This is a genomic window from Pseudomonas sp. M2(2023) (assembly GCF_030263955.1).
In the GTDB taxonomy this organism is placed as follows: domain Bacteria; phylum Pseudomonadota; class Gammaproteobacteria; order Pseudomonadales; family Pseudomonadaceae; genus Aquipseudomonas; species Aquipseudomonas asiatica.
The window spans coordinates 2,181,849-2,195,773 of record NZ_CP127114.1; the positions used below are offsets into that span (position 1 = coordinate 2,181,849).

Annotated in this window: 14 protein-coding genes; 9 read left to right on the top strand and 5 right to left on the bottom strand. The window is 65.1% G+C overall.

Annotated elements, in window-relative coordinates:
* The first annotated feature begins 15 nt into the window (after positions 1 to 15).
* A complete protein-coding gene (locus QN085_RS10140; protein WP_013972034.1) occupies positions 16 to 936 on the top strand; it encodes a LysR family transcriptional regulator in 921 nt (306 codons plus the stop codon).
* A 948-nt stretch (positions 937 to 1,884) separates the two neighbouring features.
* Here QN085_RS10140 and QN085_RS10145 read toward each other — a convergent pair.
* Positions 1,885 to 3,189 carry an MFS transporter gene (locus QN085_RS10145; protein WP_013972035.1) on the bottom strand — a complete coding sequence of 435 codons (1,305 nt, stop codon included), beginning with the start codon at positions 3,187 to 3,189 and terminating at the stop codon, positions 1,885 to 1,887.
* Between the two features lie 265 nt (positions 3,190 to 3,454).
* Here QN085_RS10145 and QN085_RS10150 point away from each other — a divergent pair, with 265 nt between their 5' ends.
* From QN085_RS10150 to QN085_RS10160, 3 genes are read left to right on the top strand one after another with little or no spacing between them, the layout of a single operon-like run.
* Complete coding sequence (locus tag QN085_RS10150; protein ID WP_013972036.1) at positions 3,455 to 4,618, top strand: iron-containing alcohol dehydrogenase; 1,164 nt, start codon at positions 3,455 to 3,457, stop codon at positions 4,616 to 4,618.
* 21 nt (positions 4,619 to 4,639) lie between these two features.
* Positions 4,640 to 4,954, top strand: coding sequence for an NIPSNAP family protein (locus QN085_RS10155; RefSeq protein ID WP_013972037.1), 315 nt, complete (start codon positions 4,640 to 4,642; stop codon positions 4,952 to 4,954).
* Positions 4,955 to 4,987: 33 nt separating this feature from the next.
* On the top strand, positions 4,988 to 5,764 hold the full coding sequence (locus tag QN085_RS10160) for an SDR family oxidoreductase (protein WP_013972038.1): 777 nt from the start codon (positions 4,988 to 4,990) through the stop codon (positions 5,762 to 5,764).
* A gap of 82 nt (positions 5,765 to 5,846) precedes the next feature.
* Here QN085_RS10160 and QN085_RS10165 read toward each other — a convergent pair whose 3' ends face one another.
* Both QN085_RS10165 and QN085_RS10170 read right to left on the bottom strand, forming a co-directional pair.
* Positions 5,847 to 6,389: a WYL domain-containing protein gene (locus QN085_RS10165; RefSeq protein WP_013972039.1), complete on the bottom strand. Its 543-nt coding sequence runs from the start codon at positions 6,387 to 6,389 to the stop codon at positions 5,847 to 5,849.
* Positions 6,390 to 6,496: 107 nt separating this feature from the next.
* Positions 6,497 to 7,483, bottom strand: coding sequence for a zinc-binding dehydrogenase (locus tag QN085_RS10170; RefSeq protein WP_013972040.1), 987 nt, complete (start codon positions 7,481 to 7,483; stop codon positions 6,497 to 6,499).
* Between the two features lie 362 nt (positions 7,484 to 7,845).
* Here QN085_RS10170 and QN085_RS10175 point away from each other — a divergent pair, with 362 nt between their 5' ends.
* The 4 genes from QN085_RS10175 (at position 7,846) to QN085_RS10190 (ending at position 10,936) form a co-directional block, all read left to right on the top strand.
* On the top strand, positions 7,846 to 9,039 hold the full coding sequence (locus tag QN085_RS10175; RefSeq protein ID WP_023662327.1) for an MFS transporter: 1,194 nt from the start codon (positions 7,846 to 7,848) through the stop codon (positions 9,037 to 9,039).
* A gap of 30 nt (positions 9,040 to 9,069) precedes the next feature.
* A complete protein-coding gene (locus QN085_RS10180; protein ID WP_031325095.1) occupies positions 9,070 to 10,176 on the top strand; it encodes an alkene reductase in 1,107 nt (368 codons plus the stop codon).
* A 243-nt stretch (positions 10,177 to 10,419) separates the two neighbouring features.
* On the top strand, positions 10,420 to 10,665 hold the full coding sequence (locus tag QN085_RS10185) for a type II toxin-antitoxin system Phd/YefM family antitoxin (protein WP_013972043.1): 246 nt from the start codon (positions 10,420 to 10,422) through the stop codon (positions 10,663 to 10,665).
* On the top strand, positions 10,655 to 10,936 hold the full coding sequence (locus tag QN085_RS10190) for a type II toxin-antitoxin system RelE family toxin (protein ID WP_003259987.1): 282 nt from the start codon (positions 10,655 to 10,657) through the stop codon (positions 10,934 to 10,936). The genes QN085_RS10185 and QN085_RS10190 overlap by 11 nt, the downstream gene beginning before the upstream one ends.
* Positions 10,937 to 10,974: 38 nt before the next feature.
* Here QN085_RS10190 and QN085_RS10195 read toward each other — a convergent pair whose 3' ends face one another.
* Both QN085_RS10195 and QN085_RS10200 read right to left on the bottom strand, forming a co-directional pair.
* Entirely contained in the window at positions 10,975 to 11,370 is a 396-nt protein-coding gene (locus tag QN085_RS10195) for a hypothetical protein (RefSeq protein WP_023662326.1), read from the bottom strand.
* An 88-nt stretch (positions 11,371 to 11,458) separates the two neighbouring features.
* Positions 11,459 to 12,367: a LysR family transcriptional regulator gene (locus QN085_RS10200; protein WP_013972045.1), complete on the bottom strand. Its 909-nt coding sequence runs from the start codon at positions 12,365 to 12,367 to the stop codon at positions 11,459 to 11,461.
* Between the two features lie 229 nt (positions 12,368 to 12,596).
* On the opposite strand from QN085_RS10200, the gene QN085_RS10205 reads away from it, so the two are divergent.
* Positions 12,597 to 13,901: an MFS transporter gene (locus tag QN085_RS10205; RefSeq protein WP_013972046.1), complete on the top strand. Its 1,305-nt coding sequence runs from the start codon at positions 12,597 to 12,599 to the stop codon at positions 13,899 to 13,901.
* Positions 13,902 to 13,925: the final 24 nt, after the last annotated feature.

Genomic DNA, 13,925 nt, shown 5'->3' on the forward strand with positions numbered 1-13,925 from the left:
TGCCGAGCCTGCCCGATGATCCCCTCCCTGGACTCCATTTTTTCCCGCCTGCGCCTGCGTCAGTTACGCCTGCTCATCGAACTGGACCGTTGCAGCTCCCTGCACAAGGCGGCGGAGGCCATGGCGATTTCCCAGCCCGGGGCCACCAAGGCCTTGCGCGAGGTGGAGGAGGTGCTGGGTGTGCCGTTGTTCCAGCGCCTGCCCAGCGGCCTGGTGGCCAATGACGTGGGCCGTTGCGTGGTGCGATATGCGCGGTTGATTCACAGTGACCTGGGGCATTTGCGCGAGGAGGTGCTGGGCATCGTCCAGGGCCAGGGTGGGCGGCTGGCGGTGGGTAGCATCATGGGTGCCATGCCGACCCTGGTCGGTGCCCTCGGGCGGTTGCGCCGCAAGCAGCCGCAACTGGCGGTGGAGATCGCCGAGAACACCAGTGCCAACCTGCTGGCCCAGCTTGATGAAGGGCGCCTGGACCTGGCCATCTGCCGGCCAGGGCTGGGCCGCAATGCGGCGGACTACGCCTTTGTCGAACTGGCCCAGGAGCCGCTGGCGGTGGTCGCGCACCCGCAGCACCCGCTGGCCGGGGCGGCGACGCTGGAAGTTGGTGACCTGAGCCAGTACCGCTGGATTGTCTACCCGGCCAACATGCCCATGCGCCAGGCGCTGGAGCGTGAGTTGAGCGAGGCGGGGGTGGAGGTGCCACGCTACCCGCTGGAAACCTTCTCCACCTTTGCCACCTTCATGCTGCTGGAAGGCGACCCGACACTGGTGGCGGTGATCCCCAGCGCCGTGGCGGCCTTTGCCGAGCAGCGCGGGTTGCTGGTGTCGCTGGCAGTGAAGCTGCGGGCACTGAGCGAGCCGTTCGGGATCGTGCACCGGGTGGCAGCGCCGCTATCGCCGGCGGCGCGGTTGCTGGTGGAGGAACTTACGGCCGGTTGAGCCCTGTTGCGACCCCTATGGTAGCGGGCAAGCCAGCGAAGCAAGCGACGCGGTGGATGGCACCGGCTACGCCGGTGTTCGCGGCCACGGCCGCTCCCACAGGTACAGCGCGAGCCCGAAGCCTGCGCCGTACCTGTGGGAGCGGGCAAGCCCGCGAAGCAGGCGACGCGGTGGATGGCACCGGCTACGCCGGTGTTCGCGGCTGAAGCCGCTCCCACAGGTACAGCGTGAACCCGAAGCCTGCGCCGTACCTGTGGGAGCGGGCAAGCCCGCGAAGCAAGCGACGCGGTAGATGGCACCGGCTACGCCGGTGTTCGCGGCCACGGCCGCTCCCACAGGTACAGCGCGAGCCCGAAGCCTGCGCCGTACCTGTGGGAGCGGGCAAGCCCGCGAAGCAAGCGACGCGGTGGATGGCACTGGCTACGCCGGTGTTCGCGGCCACGGCCGCTCCCACAGGTACAGCGCGAGCCCGAAGCCTGCGCTGTACCTGTGGGGGGCGGGCAAGCCCGCGAAGCAGGCGACGCAGTGGATGGCACCGGCTGCGCCGGTGTTCGCGGCTGAAGCCGCTCCCACAGGTACAGCGCGAGCCCGAAGCCTGCGCCGTACCTGTGGGAGCGGGCAAGCCCGCGAAGCAGGCGACGCGGTGGATGGCACCGGCTGCGCCGGTGTTCGCGGCTGAAGCCGCCCCCACAGGTACAGCGCGAGCCCGAAGCCTGCGCTGTACCTGTGGGGGGCGGGCAAGCCCGCGAAGCAGGCGACGCAGTGGATGGCACCGGCTGCGCCGGTGTTCGCGGCTGAAGCCGCTCCCACAGGTACAGCGCGAGCCCGAAGCCTGCGCCGTACCTGTGGGAGCGGGTTCACCCGCGAAGCAGGCGACGCGGTGATGGCACCGGCTGCGCCGGTGTTCGCGGCTGAAGCCGCTGCCACAGGGATCTCGCAATCCCTGCCTCAGAACTGCCGCTCGCGGTAATCGATCAAACTGGAAAACACCGCAATCAACACCGCAGCCACCACAAAGAAGATCAGCGCAAAGAAGTAATCCCCGGTGAACTGCACGATCAGCCCGATCACGATCGGCACCAGCACCCCGGCCATGTTGCCGCAGAAGTTCATGGTGCCACCCAGCACGCCGGTGCGCGACGGCCCGCCGATGATCGCCGGCAGGCACCAGTACATCCCGCACCAACGGATGAAGAACATCGCCACGCACAGCAGGCTGATCACCGCGACGGTCTCGCCCACATAGGCTGCCGCCAGGATGCACAGCGCCGCCACCAGAGCCGAACCGCTGAACATGGTGCGCATCACCAGGTTCGGCGAGGCGCCGCTAGCCCGCCAGCGGTCACCGATCCAGCCGCCGATCAGTTCGCCGACAAACCCGCACATGAAGATCAGGAAGGTCGCCCCGCCCATGGCCGAGATGTTCAGACCGTGGGCCTTGTGCAGGTAGCTCGGCATCCAGGTCAGCAGGCCGTAGAACACCGCCAGGATGCAGCTGTAGCCGGCGAACATGGCAAAGATCGAACGGTCCTTGAGCAGCTCGCGCAGCGGCAGGCTGGCCTTGGCTGCCGCTGCGTGGGCGCTGGCGTTGCCTTCGGTGATGTGGCGCAGTTCGGCCTCGTTGACCCCCGGATGCTCGCTGGGGTGGTTGCGGATGTACTTCCACGCCAGGATGCCGGCCAATACGGTGCCGACCCCTGCCACCACGAAGGCCAACCGCCACGAACCCAGCCAGGCAATCAGCCCGGAAATCAGGATCGCCCCCAGGGCGCTGCCCAGCGGCGCTCCGCCATCCACCAGCACCGCGCCACGGCCACGTTCGTTAGGCGTCAGCCAGGCGCCATTGAGCTTGGCCCCGGCGGGCATGATCGGCGACTCGGCCACGCCCAGGCCGATGCGCGTCAGCAGCAGTACCAGCCAGTTGTGCGAGGCCGCGCCCAGTGCCTGGAACAGGCCCCAGGCCACGGTTGCCGCGCCAATGATGCCGCGGGTGTGGAAGCGGTCCAGCAGCATGCCGCCTGGGATCTGCATCAAGGCATAGGACCAGAAGAACGCACTGAGCATCAGCCCTTCCATGGCCGGCGTCAGGTTGAATTCAGGGGCGATCAGCGGCAGCGCCACCGACAGCGAGGCGCGGTCGATGTAGTTGATTGCGGTCAGCAGCAACAGGATCAGGAAGATGCGCCAGCGCACCGTGGTCATCGGGGCCGCAGCGGGCAGCGCCAGGTCGGCCGGGGAGGGGATGGTCTTCATCGCAGGAGCTCGTTGTTGTGATTATCGGGAGGCGTAGCAACTACGCAGGCCGATTGTTGGAGCGCTGCCGGCAGTGCAGGTAATGAAAAGAGCTGATCCGCCAATAACGCCTGCTTATTACCCGGCGGGGGATAAGCAGTGGTTATTGGCGGATCAGCTCTTTTCATTATCGGCGGCCCTGGCCCGCGCTCTAGATTGGCTCGGCACGGCCCGCCAGCGTCACGGCGGGCACAACAAGAACAACGCAGTAGCCTGAGGACCCCTCATGAGCCAATTCCAGTTCCATTTCCCCACCATTGCCAAATGTGGCGCGGGCCTGGCCGACCAGGCCGGTGCGCTACTCAAGCCGTACGTGGACGGCACCCTGCTGGTGGTCACCGACCAGGGCCTGATCGATGCAGGCATCCTGGCCGGCTTCTTCGCCTCGCTGGAGCAGGCGGGCATCGACTACCAGCTGTTCTGCGCCGTTGAAGCCAACCCCAGCACCGACGTGCTGGACGCTGCCGTGGCGCTGCTGAAAGAGCGCGACTGCACCGCCGTGATCGGCGTGGGCGGCGGCAGCAGCATCGACACCGCCAAGGGCGTGGCGGCGATGGCCACCAACCCTGGCAACATCCTCGACTACGAGGGCTACGACAAACTGACCCAGCCGCCGCTGCCGATCTTCGCCATCCCGACCACCTCCGGTACCGGCAGCGAATGCACCGCGTCGACCGTGTTCACCAACAAGCGCACGCTGTTCAAGACGGTGATTGTCAGCCCGCGGCTGTTCCCGCGCCTGGCCATCCTCGACCCGGCACTGACCCTGAAGCTGCCTGCGGCCATTACCGCCGCCACCGGCATGGACGCCCTGACCCACGCCATCGAGTCGTATGTGTCGCGCCAGGCCAACCCGATCAGCCAGGCCATGGCCCTGCAAGCCATTCGCATGATTGCCGGCAGCCTGGAAAAAACCTACTTCGTCGGCACCGACATGGCGGCCCGTGAGCAGATGCTGCTGGGCTCGTTCCTGGCCGGGGTGGCGTTCTCGCAATCCAAGCTGGGCAACGTGCATGCCATTTCCCACACCTTCGGCGGGGTGTTCAACATTCCCCATGGCATCGCCAACGCCGCCCTGCTGCCTTACGTGATCAAGTTCAACCTGCCGGCCTGCCCGGAGCGCTTCCGTGACATCGCCATTGCCCTGGGCGCCGATGTGACCGGGCTCAGCGTGGAGCAGGCCGCGGCGCGCACGGTGGATGCGGTGGTGGCCCTGAACCAGGCCATCGGCATTCCCGCGACCATCCGTGAACTGGGCGTGGACCTGGAGTTCCTGCCGCAGATGGTCAGCGACTCGATGCGCAGCGGCAACGTGCTGGTCAACCCACGCCTGACCACCGCGCGCGATGTCGAGCGCCTGATCACCGATGCCTACCACGGCAGCCTCTGAACCTTTAACGGAACCACTACCATGTTCTATGAAATGCGTACCTACACCCTGCACATCGGCAAGATGAAGCAATACCTGGAGCACTTCGAAAAGGAAGGCTTGCCGGTGATCTCGCGCTACGCCAAGCTGGTGGGCTGGTGGTACACCGAGATCGGCGAACTGAACCAGGTGGTGCACATCTGGGCCTACGAGAGCCTTGACGACCGCATCGAGCGCCGCGCCGCCCTGTACCGCGATGCGGACTGGCTGGAGCGCTTCATCCCGGTGGCCTTCCCGATGCTGGTGCGGATGGAATCGAAGCTGTTGATGCCTGCCGCGTTTTCGCCGATCCAGTGACCCTGTAACAGCATTGCATCAAGGAGCAACCCAATGGATCTAGGCATTACCGGCCGCTGGGCCATCGTCTGCGCGGCCAGCCAGGGTCTGGGCAAAGGCTGCGCCGAAGCGCTGGGCAAAGAAGGCGTCAACCTGGTCATCAATGCCCGCACCCAGGCCACCCTGGAGCAGACCGCCGCCGAGTTGCGCGCGGCCTGCCCGGGCATCGAGGTGCGCACCGTGGCCGGTGATGTCGCCGACGCCGAGGTGCGCCAGGCGCTGCTGGCAGCCTGCCCGCAGGTGGATATCCTGGTCAACAATGCCGGTGGCCCGCCCCCGGGCGACTTCCGCGACTGGGGCCGCGAGGACTGGCTGAAGGCACTGGACGCCAACATGCTTACCCCCATCGAGCTGATCAAGGCGGTGGTCGATGGCATGGCCGAGCGCGGGTTTGGCCGGGTGGTGAACATCACCTCCGGTGCGGTGAAGGCGCCGATCGATATTCTTGGCTTGTCCAATGGTGCGCGCAGTGGCCTTACCGGCTTCATCGCCGGCCTGGCCCGTCAGCAGCGCCTGGCGGGCCGCAACGTGACGTTGAATAACCTGCTGCCTGGGGCGTTCGACACGGCGCGCCTGCAGAAGACCCTGAAAGCGGCAGGTGGCGATGTGGAAGCCACCGCCCAGTCGCGGCGCAAGGCCATCCCGGCGGCACGCTTTGGCGGCGCGGGTGAGTTCGGCGCTTACTGCGCGTTCCTGTGCAGTGCGCATGCCGGCTACATCACCGGGCAGAACCTGTTGATCGATGGCGGGGCGTTCCCCGGCACGTTCTGACGGCCCCAACGCTGCTCCTACAGGTCAGTGCCCATTGGCACTGATAGTCAGTGAATCGCCACGGGGTTGGTGTTCTTGCCGGTCAACAACCACCCTCGTGCAGCGCCAGGCTCTGGCGCAACTGCACGAGCATGGCCTGTCGCAATGCCTGCGGCGCCTGCACGCGGATCGAGCCGGCCTGGGACAGCAGCCAGCCCATCAGCGAGCGGTTGTCGTCGACGGTAGCTACCAGGGTGGCACCACCTTCCGCCTGCAGCGTCAGTTGCATATCTGCCGACAGTGGCGACGCCTCAAGGCGCCGGGCAAGGGCATCATCGACCCAGGCGTGCAACTCGACCTGTTCCGCAGGTGAGAGCGCATCGGGCTGCAGCTGTTGCGCTTCGCCAGGGTTCAGGCCCGCTTGCCAGTACCAGCCGTAGGGCATGCCTTTGCTGTTGCACTGCAGCGGGAACAGTGCCGCGAGTTCGACCAGGTCGCGTTCGACCGTGCGTTTGCTGGTGATATAGCCAACGGTGGTCAGGGCGGCCTGCAACTGGGTGGAACTCATCCCCGGGTGACGGCCTGGCAGCAGCTTTAGCAGCTGCCACTGGCGGGCGATGGTGTGGCGGGTAGGGTGGCTGGGCAAAGGGCTCGTCCTTGAAGGCAGGCACGAAGCCTGCCTAAGTAGTGGCGTTTAGCTATTGCTCAGCATACCTTGTAGCAGAATGGGATCCAAGTTTTCGCATTTGGCGTTCAGTCCAGGCGCGTCACCCATTTGCCTGTGCCTTGGCCCTCTTTCAGCTGCCGCAGAGCCTGTGGCAAAGCCGAGAAGGTGAACTCGCGGCGCTGTGGCGCGATCAGGCGACCATCGGCAATGGCCTGCAGCAATTTTTCACCGGCCACGCGCAGGGCTTGGCGGTCTGCCAATTGGCCGTAGGCATGAATGCTGTTGAGCGCCACTTCATGCAGCGAGATCGCCGTGCTGAAAGCGGGCGTTGGTGCGGTTTCCTGGCGGTCCTGGATGCACACGAGGTGGCCGTTGTAGCCGAGCAGGTGGGCCAGGCTGCCGGCATGGGCGCCGCTGACGGTGTCGAACAGGGCATGCAGCGGGCGCTCGCCCAGGGCGGCCTGCAGTTGGTTCTGCCAGTCGGCGTCGTGGTAGTCGAACACCCCGCTCACACCGAGGGCCTTGAGCGAGGCGTGGTGGTGTTGGCCGGCACTGGCCCACACGCGCAGGCCACGCTGCGCGGCCAGCTGCGCGAGGTAGAAGCCCACCGCGCCACCGGCGCCGATCACCAGCACGTCGCGGCTGGCACCTTCGGGTACCTTGGCCAGGGCCTGCCAGGCGGTCAGGGCGGGGCAGGGCACGGCGGCCGCGGCAGTGTCGCTGAGCGCGCTGGGGATGTGCATGACCAGGCTTGCATCGAGCAGGCAGTGCTCGGCAAAACTGCCGTCACGCGCCAGCGATTGGTGGTAGGCGACGCGGCTGCCCAACGGCATGTCGACGCCTGCGCCAACGGCGACTACCACACCGGCGCCATCCACGCCCGGGACCGTGCCCTGCTGCCAGGCCGGGTGGCCCCACTCGCAGATTTTCCAGTCCACCGGGTTGAGGGCAATGGCGCGGTTGGCCACCAGCACCTCACCGGGGCCGGGTTGTGGCAGGGGTTTACGCAGCAGTTGCAGGCCGTCGAGGCCGGCGTTCGGGGTCCAGGCCCAGGCTTGATGATGGGTTGGCATGGTGCGGGTCCTTACGAGACGGGTGTGGGCGGCAGGCTAGCGGGGATCGGGCGTGGGAAAAAGGTGCGGTGAGGGCAAGGTGTTTTGACTGGAGGACAAAAAAGCGGGGCCGCTGGGCGGCCCATCGCAGGCAAGCCAGCTCCTACAGGTACAGCACCAGCCCGGAGCCTGTGCAATTCCGGTGGGAGCGGGCGTGCCCGCGAATGCGTCTGTCAGGCAACACAAAAGATTGACCCTTTCGCAACAGCCCCATCGCAACCTTTGCTTCCAGATCAAAACTCATTGTCCCGCGCCCATCTTTTTCCCGTCCCCACGTCCCCCCGAGAATCCATCCATCCCAACCTTCCACAGGTGATTCTCAAATGCCTCTCGCCTTGTTAGCCCTGACCCTGGCGGCTTTCGCCATCGGCACCACGGAGTTCGTGATCGTCGGCCTCATCCCGACCATCGCCAATGATCTGGCAGTGACACTGCCTTCGGCCGGCCTGCTGGTAAGCCTTTACGCCCTCAGCGTCGCCATCGGCGCGCCCTTGCTCACCGCCATGACCGGCCGCGTCCCGCGCAAGCTGCTGCTGGTCGGCCTGATGGCGCTGTTCACCGCCGGTAACCTGGTGGCCTGGCAGGCGCCCAGCTACGAATCGCTGATCATGGCGCGCATCCTCACCGGCCTGGCCCACGGGGTGTTCTTCTCGGTCGGCTCGATCATCGCCACCAGCCTGGTGCCGAAAGAAAAAGCCGCCAGCGCCATCGCCACCATGTTCAGTGGCATGACCGTGGCCTTCGTCACCGGTATCCCGCTGGGTACCTTCATCGGCCAGCACTTCGGCTGGCGCGTGACCTTCCTGGTGGTGGCTGCCTTCGGCCTGGTAGCGCTGCTCGGCGCACTGCTGTTCGTGCCCAAGCGCATCCAGCACAGCCAGCCGGCACCGCTGCTGCGCCAACTGCGGGTGATGCTGCAACCGCGCCTGCTGCTGGTGTATGCCATGACTGCCGTGGGTTACGGCGGCTCGCTGATCGCCTTTACCTTCCTTGCCCCGATCCTGCAGGACATCGCCGGCTTCGGCGCCAACAGCGTCGCCCTGGTGCTGCTCGCCTACGGCGTTTCGGTTGCCCTGGGCAACATCTGGGGCGGCCGCCTGGCCGACCGCAAAGGCCCGGTCAAGGCACTGTCGATCATCTTCCTGCTGCTGGCCGTGGTGCTGCTGGCGCTGACCTTCACCGCGCCGCATCCGGTGCTGGTGGTAATCACCGTACTGGCCTGGGGCGCGGTGGCCTTCGGCAATGTGCCGGGCCTGCAGGTGTACGTGGTGCAGCAGGCGGAAAAGGTCGCCCCCGACGCAGTCGACGTGGCGGCCGGTTTCAACATCGCCGCCTTCAACCTGGGTGTGGCCGGTGGCTCCTGGGGCGGTGCCCAGGTGGTGCAACAACTCGGCCTCGGGCACACCCCATGGACTGCCGCGCTGGTCACCCTCGGTGCCCTGGCCCTGACCCTGTACAGCGGCCGCCTCGACCGCCGCGTACCTGCCCAGTCACAACCTGTCGTCAGCCGCGCCTGACCCCTGATTCGCCTTACGGAGATGCTCGCAATGGCTCAAGATCCACTGTTCCAACCCCTGCAATTCGGCGCCCTCAACCTGCCCAACCGCGTGCTGATGCCACCGATGACCCGCTCCCGCGCTGCCCAGCCTGGCGATGTACCGACCGCGCTGATGGCCGAGTACTACGCACAACGCGCCAGTGCCGGGCTGATCGTCAGTGAAGGCACCTGGATCTCGCCACTGGGCAAGGGTTACGCCCGCACCCCGGGTATCCACACCCAGGCGCAGATCGACGGCTGGCGCCTGGTCACCGAGGCTGTGCATGCCGCGGGCGGGCGCATGTTCGCCCAGCTCTGGCACGTCGGCCGCCTCAGCCACAGCAGCCTGCTTGGTGGCCAGGCACCGGTGTCGTCCTCGGCGATGCAGGCTGAAGGCGTGAATGTGTTCATCGACAATGCCGACGGCACGCCAGGCTTTGTCCAGGCTTCCAAGCCGCGCGCGTTGAGCGAAGCGGAAATTGCCGAGATCATCGAGCAATACCGCCAGGCTGCGCGCAACGCCATGGCCGCCGGTTTTGACGGTGTCGAGTTGCACGCGGCCAACGGTTACCTGGTCAACCAGTTCCTCGATTCCGGCGCCAACGACCGCACCGACCGCTTCGGCGGTTCGCTGGAAAACCGCCTGCGTTTCCTCGACCTGGTCACCCGTGCGCTGGTCGAAGGTACCGGCGACGCCCAGCGTGTAGGCGTACGCCTGGCGCCGCTGACCACGCTCAATGGCTGTGTCGACGCCGACCCGGTCACCACCTATACCGCAGCGGCCAAGCGCCTGGGCGAAATCGGCATCGGCTACCTGCACATTGCCGAAGCCGACTGGGATGACGCGCCGGACATGCCGGTGGACTTCAAGCAACAGCTGCGGGCGGTGTTCCCCGGGGTGATGGTGTATGCCGGCAAATACACCGGCGAACGTGCACGGCGCGCGCTGGAGGAGGGCTGGGCTGACCTGGTCGGCTTCGGCCGGCCATTCGTGGCCAACCCGGACCTGCCGGCGCGGCTGAAGCTGAATGCGCCCCTGGCCGAGCACGAACGGGCCACGCTGTTCGGTGGTGATGCCCATGGCCTGACCGACTACCCGGCACTGGCAACAGCCTGACCCCGATCGCTCCTCATGGAACTGCAAATGACTCATTGAGTTAGCAGGGACCCTGTGGGAGCGGCTTTAGCCGCGAACACCGGCGCAGCCGGTGCCATGCACCGCGTTGGATTCAGAGGGCTGGGCGATCTCCCAAAAAGACGGCATTTCGCCTGTCGTGTCTCACCTCTGTGCTTGAGCAGTGACGACTTGTTTGTGTCCTATATATGGACCAAAATATGGCTCTCTTTTGAGGGTGAAAACATGCAAAACATATTCGCTGACGTGGCCGTAAGCGTGTCGGAACTGAAAAAGAACCCATCCGCGGTGATGACCGGCGCTGCGGGTATGCCCGTCGCCGTGCTCAATCACAACCGCGTGATGGGTTACATGGTGCCGGCCGAACTGTACGAGGCCATGATGGAACGCTTGGAAGATCTCGAATTGAGCGAACTGGCCAAGTCGAGGTTGGGTGAAAAAGGCGTACCGGTATCCCTGGATGACCTATAAACTCGAATTCCTGCCTTCGGCACTGAAAGAGTGGGGCAAGCTAGGCCACACCGTGCGCGAACAGATCAAGAAAAAACTCGCCGAGCGCCTGCAGTCACCCAAGGTACAGGCCGACGCGCTGCGTGACCTGCCGAACCACTACAAAATCAAGCTCAAGGCCTCTGGATATCGCCTCGTCTATCGAGTCGAGGACGAGCGGATCGTTGTAGTGGTGGTATCGGTTGGCAAACGCGAGCGTAGCGAGGTGTATCGATCCGCTCAGAAGCGGTAAACATCATCACGGTGTAGCCATCCCTCTGTTCCTCGTTGCTATTCCATCAGCATCACAGCGTTGGCGTATTTTTCCTGGTCCGGTGTGAACGTTGTCAGCATGCCGGTGTGATTACAGGTCAGGGTGAGCTCTGTTCGCGTATCGATGAACAGATCCTCGCCGCGAAGGCCCTGCCATTGCGCCAGGTACTTGAACGAACCGTACTTCATCGGTTTCTTCAATGCGCGATCATGGCCACCTTTCCAACCTAGCACCGGGAGTGCGCCATCGGCGCAGTGCCGGGCAAGTTCTGGCTGGGCCAGAGCCCGCTCACGGCCAATCTCCCAGCAGCGGATCAAGCCCTCGTCGGGCCCCTTCCATGCTTCTTCCCAAGTGATCAAGGGGCGGATGGGGTGATGAATAGGGCGTCGAATGACCCCGGTAGCTCGATCCATGACTGAGATTGTCCGTAATGTTCAGTTGGGCTGGATGCTACTAATTGGCCACTATCGTGTCCAGTGCTCGTCGACCCCAGCTCTGCGTTCAGTCAAGGCTGTGCTGCAACGCCTCGATAAACACCTCTTCCGCGCGGCTGAAGCGCTGCTCCCTGTTCCACAACAGGTGGATATCCACATCGGCAATCCCTTCCTGCGGCGGCAGCTTCCACAGCAACCCGGCGTCTACATCCGGCGCTACCACATGCTCGGGCAGGCAACCTATGCCAAACCCGGCAATCACCAGCCGGCGTACCTCCTCAAGGCTTGGTGACGAGGCCACGATCCGCCCGGCAAACCCCTGCTGGTCGCGGAAAATGGTCAGTGGCGACAGCATTCCGCCAATCTGGTCACTGGTGAAACTGACGAAATTCTCCCGCTGCAGGTCGCCTTCGTCCTGGCCGAACAGGGCATGGTGCTTGCCACAGAAGAACGCATAGCGCTGGCGCAGGAACAACCGTTGCTCCAGCCGTGGCTGCGCACGCCGGTTAAGGCTGAGGCCCGCCGTGGCGGTTTTCTCCTGCAGGGCGGCAACGATGTCGGAGCTGCGCATCACGTCGATCTCCAGCTCCACCCGCGGGTGCTGGCGGTGGAAGTCGGCGAGGAAGTCGTCGAAGTGTTCGTTGACGATACGGCTGATCATCAGCAGGCGTACCTTGCCCACCAGTTCGTCCGCCGGTTGCTCCAGCAAGCCGCCGATCTGCGACATCTGCCCATAGACCTCGCCAGCCAGCTGGAACAGCTGCTCGCCCATTTCCGTCAGCACGAAGCGCGGCCCGCGGCGGGCGATCAGTTGGCGGCCAAGCTGTTCTTCAAGGCGCTTGAGCGCCTGGCTCACTGCCGGCTGGGTGAGGTGCAGGCGGGCGGCAGCACGGCTGATGGACAGCTCCTGGCCGATGACCCGGAAGGTGCGCAGCAGGTTCCAGTCGAGGCGGTCGTTGAGCAGACGGTCGGGCATGGCAGGGCTCGATAATAAGCAAGGCTAATATTTCGAATAATAAATAGAAAATTGACTAATCATAGCCCCGGGCCGATAAATCGCAGATATCGAGGCCTGCCGAATCGGTGTTGGCTTCTTCGCGGGTAAACCCGCGAAGAAGCTGACACCAGACCAACAGGCCAAGCGCCACAAGAGCGCCCCCGTGCCCCTGACAACTCCTGCCAGAACAACAAGCAAAGGAGCCCCCATGAAGCCCACCGCTTCCCCCCAGCCACGCCGTGCCGCCGCCGCCGCGTTCATCGGTACCATGATCGAGTGGTACGACTTCTACATCTACGCCACCGCCGCCGCCCTGGTGTTCGGCGCGCTGTTCTTCCCCTCCGACAACAGCCTGTTCAGCACCATGGCCGCGTTCGGTACCTTCGCCGTCGGCTTCTTCGCCCGGCCGCTGGGGGGCATCGTTTTCGGCCACGTGGGCGACCGTATCGGCCGCAAGAAGTCGCTGGTCATCACCTTGCTGATGATGGGCATCGTCACCGTGGGCATCGGCCTGCTGCCGACCTACGCACAAATCGGCGCCACCGCGCCGGTACTGCTGATCCTGCTGCGCATCGTCCAGGGTATTGCCGTGGGCGGTGAGTGGGGCGGGGCGGTGCTGATGGCCGGTGAGCATGCACCCAAGGGCCGGCGCAACTTCTTCGCTTCGTTCGCCCAGCTGGGCAGCCCGGCGGGCCTGATCCTGTCGCTGCTGGCCTTCGGCGCGGTCACCCGCCTGCCGGAAGAAGACCTGATGAACTGGGGCTGGCGCGTGCCGTTCCTGGCCAGCGCGCTGTTGCTGCTGGTGGGCCTGGCGATTCGCCTGGGGGTGAATGAGTCACCCGAGTTCATCGCCAGCCGCGAGCAGGCGGAAAAGGCCCGGCGCAAGGAGCAGGCCCCGGTATTCGAAGTGTTGCGCACGGCCTGGCGCCCGCTGTTGCTGTGCATCGGTGCCAATACCCTGGGTATTGCCGGGGTCTACTTCACCAACACCTTCATGATCAGCTACACCACCACGCAATTGCACCTGGAGCGCTCCTTGATCCTGGAGTGTCTGTTCTTCGTGGCGATCATCCAGTTCTGCGTGCAGCCGTTGGCCGCCTGGCTATCGGAAAAAATCGGCGCCACCCGCTTCCTGGCCCTGGTCGCGTTGCTGGCGATGGCCTCGCCTTACCCGATGTTCGTGCTGGTCAGCTCGGGCCAGGGCCCGTTGATCGTGCTCGGCATCGCCCTGGCAGCCGCGTGCATGGCGTCGTTCTACGCGGTGATCGCCGGCTATGTCAGCGGCATGTTCGACACCCGCGTGCGCTACACCGCCATTTCCCTGGCCTACCAGATCTGCGGCGCCATCGCGGGCGGCCTGACCCCGCTGATCGGTACGTGGCTGGCCCACACCTTCACCGGCCAATGGTGGCCGATGGCGGTGTTCTACACCTTGATCGCAACCATTTCGCTGGTCTGCGTGCTCGCCCTGGCGCGCCAGTACGCCCGCAGCCAGCGCCTGGAACTGGCCTGATCGAACCGCTTTTTTCTGGAGTAC

What these genes read in the sequence shown, in the direction of transcription:
- QN085_RS10175 (WP_023662327.1), top strand. Translation starts at nt 7,846, where the DNA reads ATGCCTCTCGCCTTGTTAGCCCTGACCCTGGCGGCTTTCGCCATCGGC.
- QN085_RS10155 (WP_013972037.1), top strand. Translation starts at nt 4,640, where the DNA reads ATGTTCTATGAAATGCGTACCTACACCCTGCACATCGGCAAGATGAAG.
- QN085_RS10180 (WP_031325095.1), top strand. Translation starts at nt 9,070, where the DNA reads ATGGCTCAAGATCCACTGTTCCAACCCCTGCAATTCGGCGCCCTCAAC.
- QN085_RS10160 (WP_013972038.1), top strand. Translation starts at nt 4,988, where the DNA reads ATGGATCTAGGCATTACCGGCCGCTGGGCCATCGTCTGCGCGGCCAGC.
- QN085_RS10145 (WP_013972035.1), bottom strand. Translation starts at nt 3,189, where the DNA reads ATGAAGACCATCCCCTCCCCGGCCGACCTGGCGCTGCCCGCTGCGGCC.
- QN085_RS10170 (WP_013972040.1), bottom strand. Translation starts at nt 7,483, where the DNA reads ATGCCAACCCATCATCAAGCCTGGGCCTGGACCCCGAACGCCGGCCTC.
- QN085_RS10195 (WP_023662326.1), bottom strand. Translation starts at nt 11,370, where the DNA reads ATGGATCGAGCTACCGGGGTCATTCGACGCCCTATTCATCACCCCATC.
- QN085_RS10205 (WP_013972046.1), top strand. Translation starts at nt 12,597, where the DNA reads ATGAAGCCCACCGCTTCCCCCCAGCCACGCCGTGCCGCCGCCGCCGCG.
- QN085_RS10150 (WP_013972036.1), top strand. Translation starts at nt 3,455, where the DNA reads ATGAGCCAATTCCAGTTCCATTTCCCCACCATTGCCAAATGTGGCGCG.
- QN085_RS10185 (WP_013972043.1), top strand. Translation starts at nt 10,420, where the DNA reads ATGCAAAACATATTCGCTGACGTGGCCGTAAGCGTGTCGGAACTGAAA.
- QN085_RS10140 (WP_013972034.1), top strand. Translation starts at nt 16, where the DNA reads ATGATCCCCTCCCTGGACTCCATTTTTTCCCGCCTGCGCCTGCGTCAG.
- QN085_RS10200 (WP_013972045.1), bottom strand. Translation starts at nt 12,367, where the DNA reads ATGCCCGACCGTCTGCTCAACGACCGCCTCGACTGGAACCTGCTGCGC.
- QN085_RS10190 (WP_003259987.1), top strand. Translation starts at nt 10,655, where the DNA reads ATGACCTATAAACTCGAATTCCTGCCTTCGGCACTGAAAGAGTGGGGC.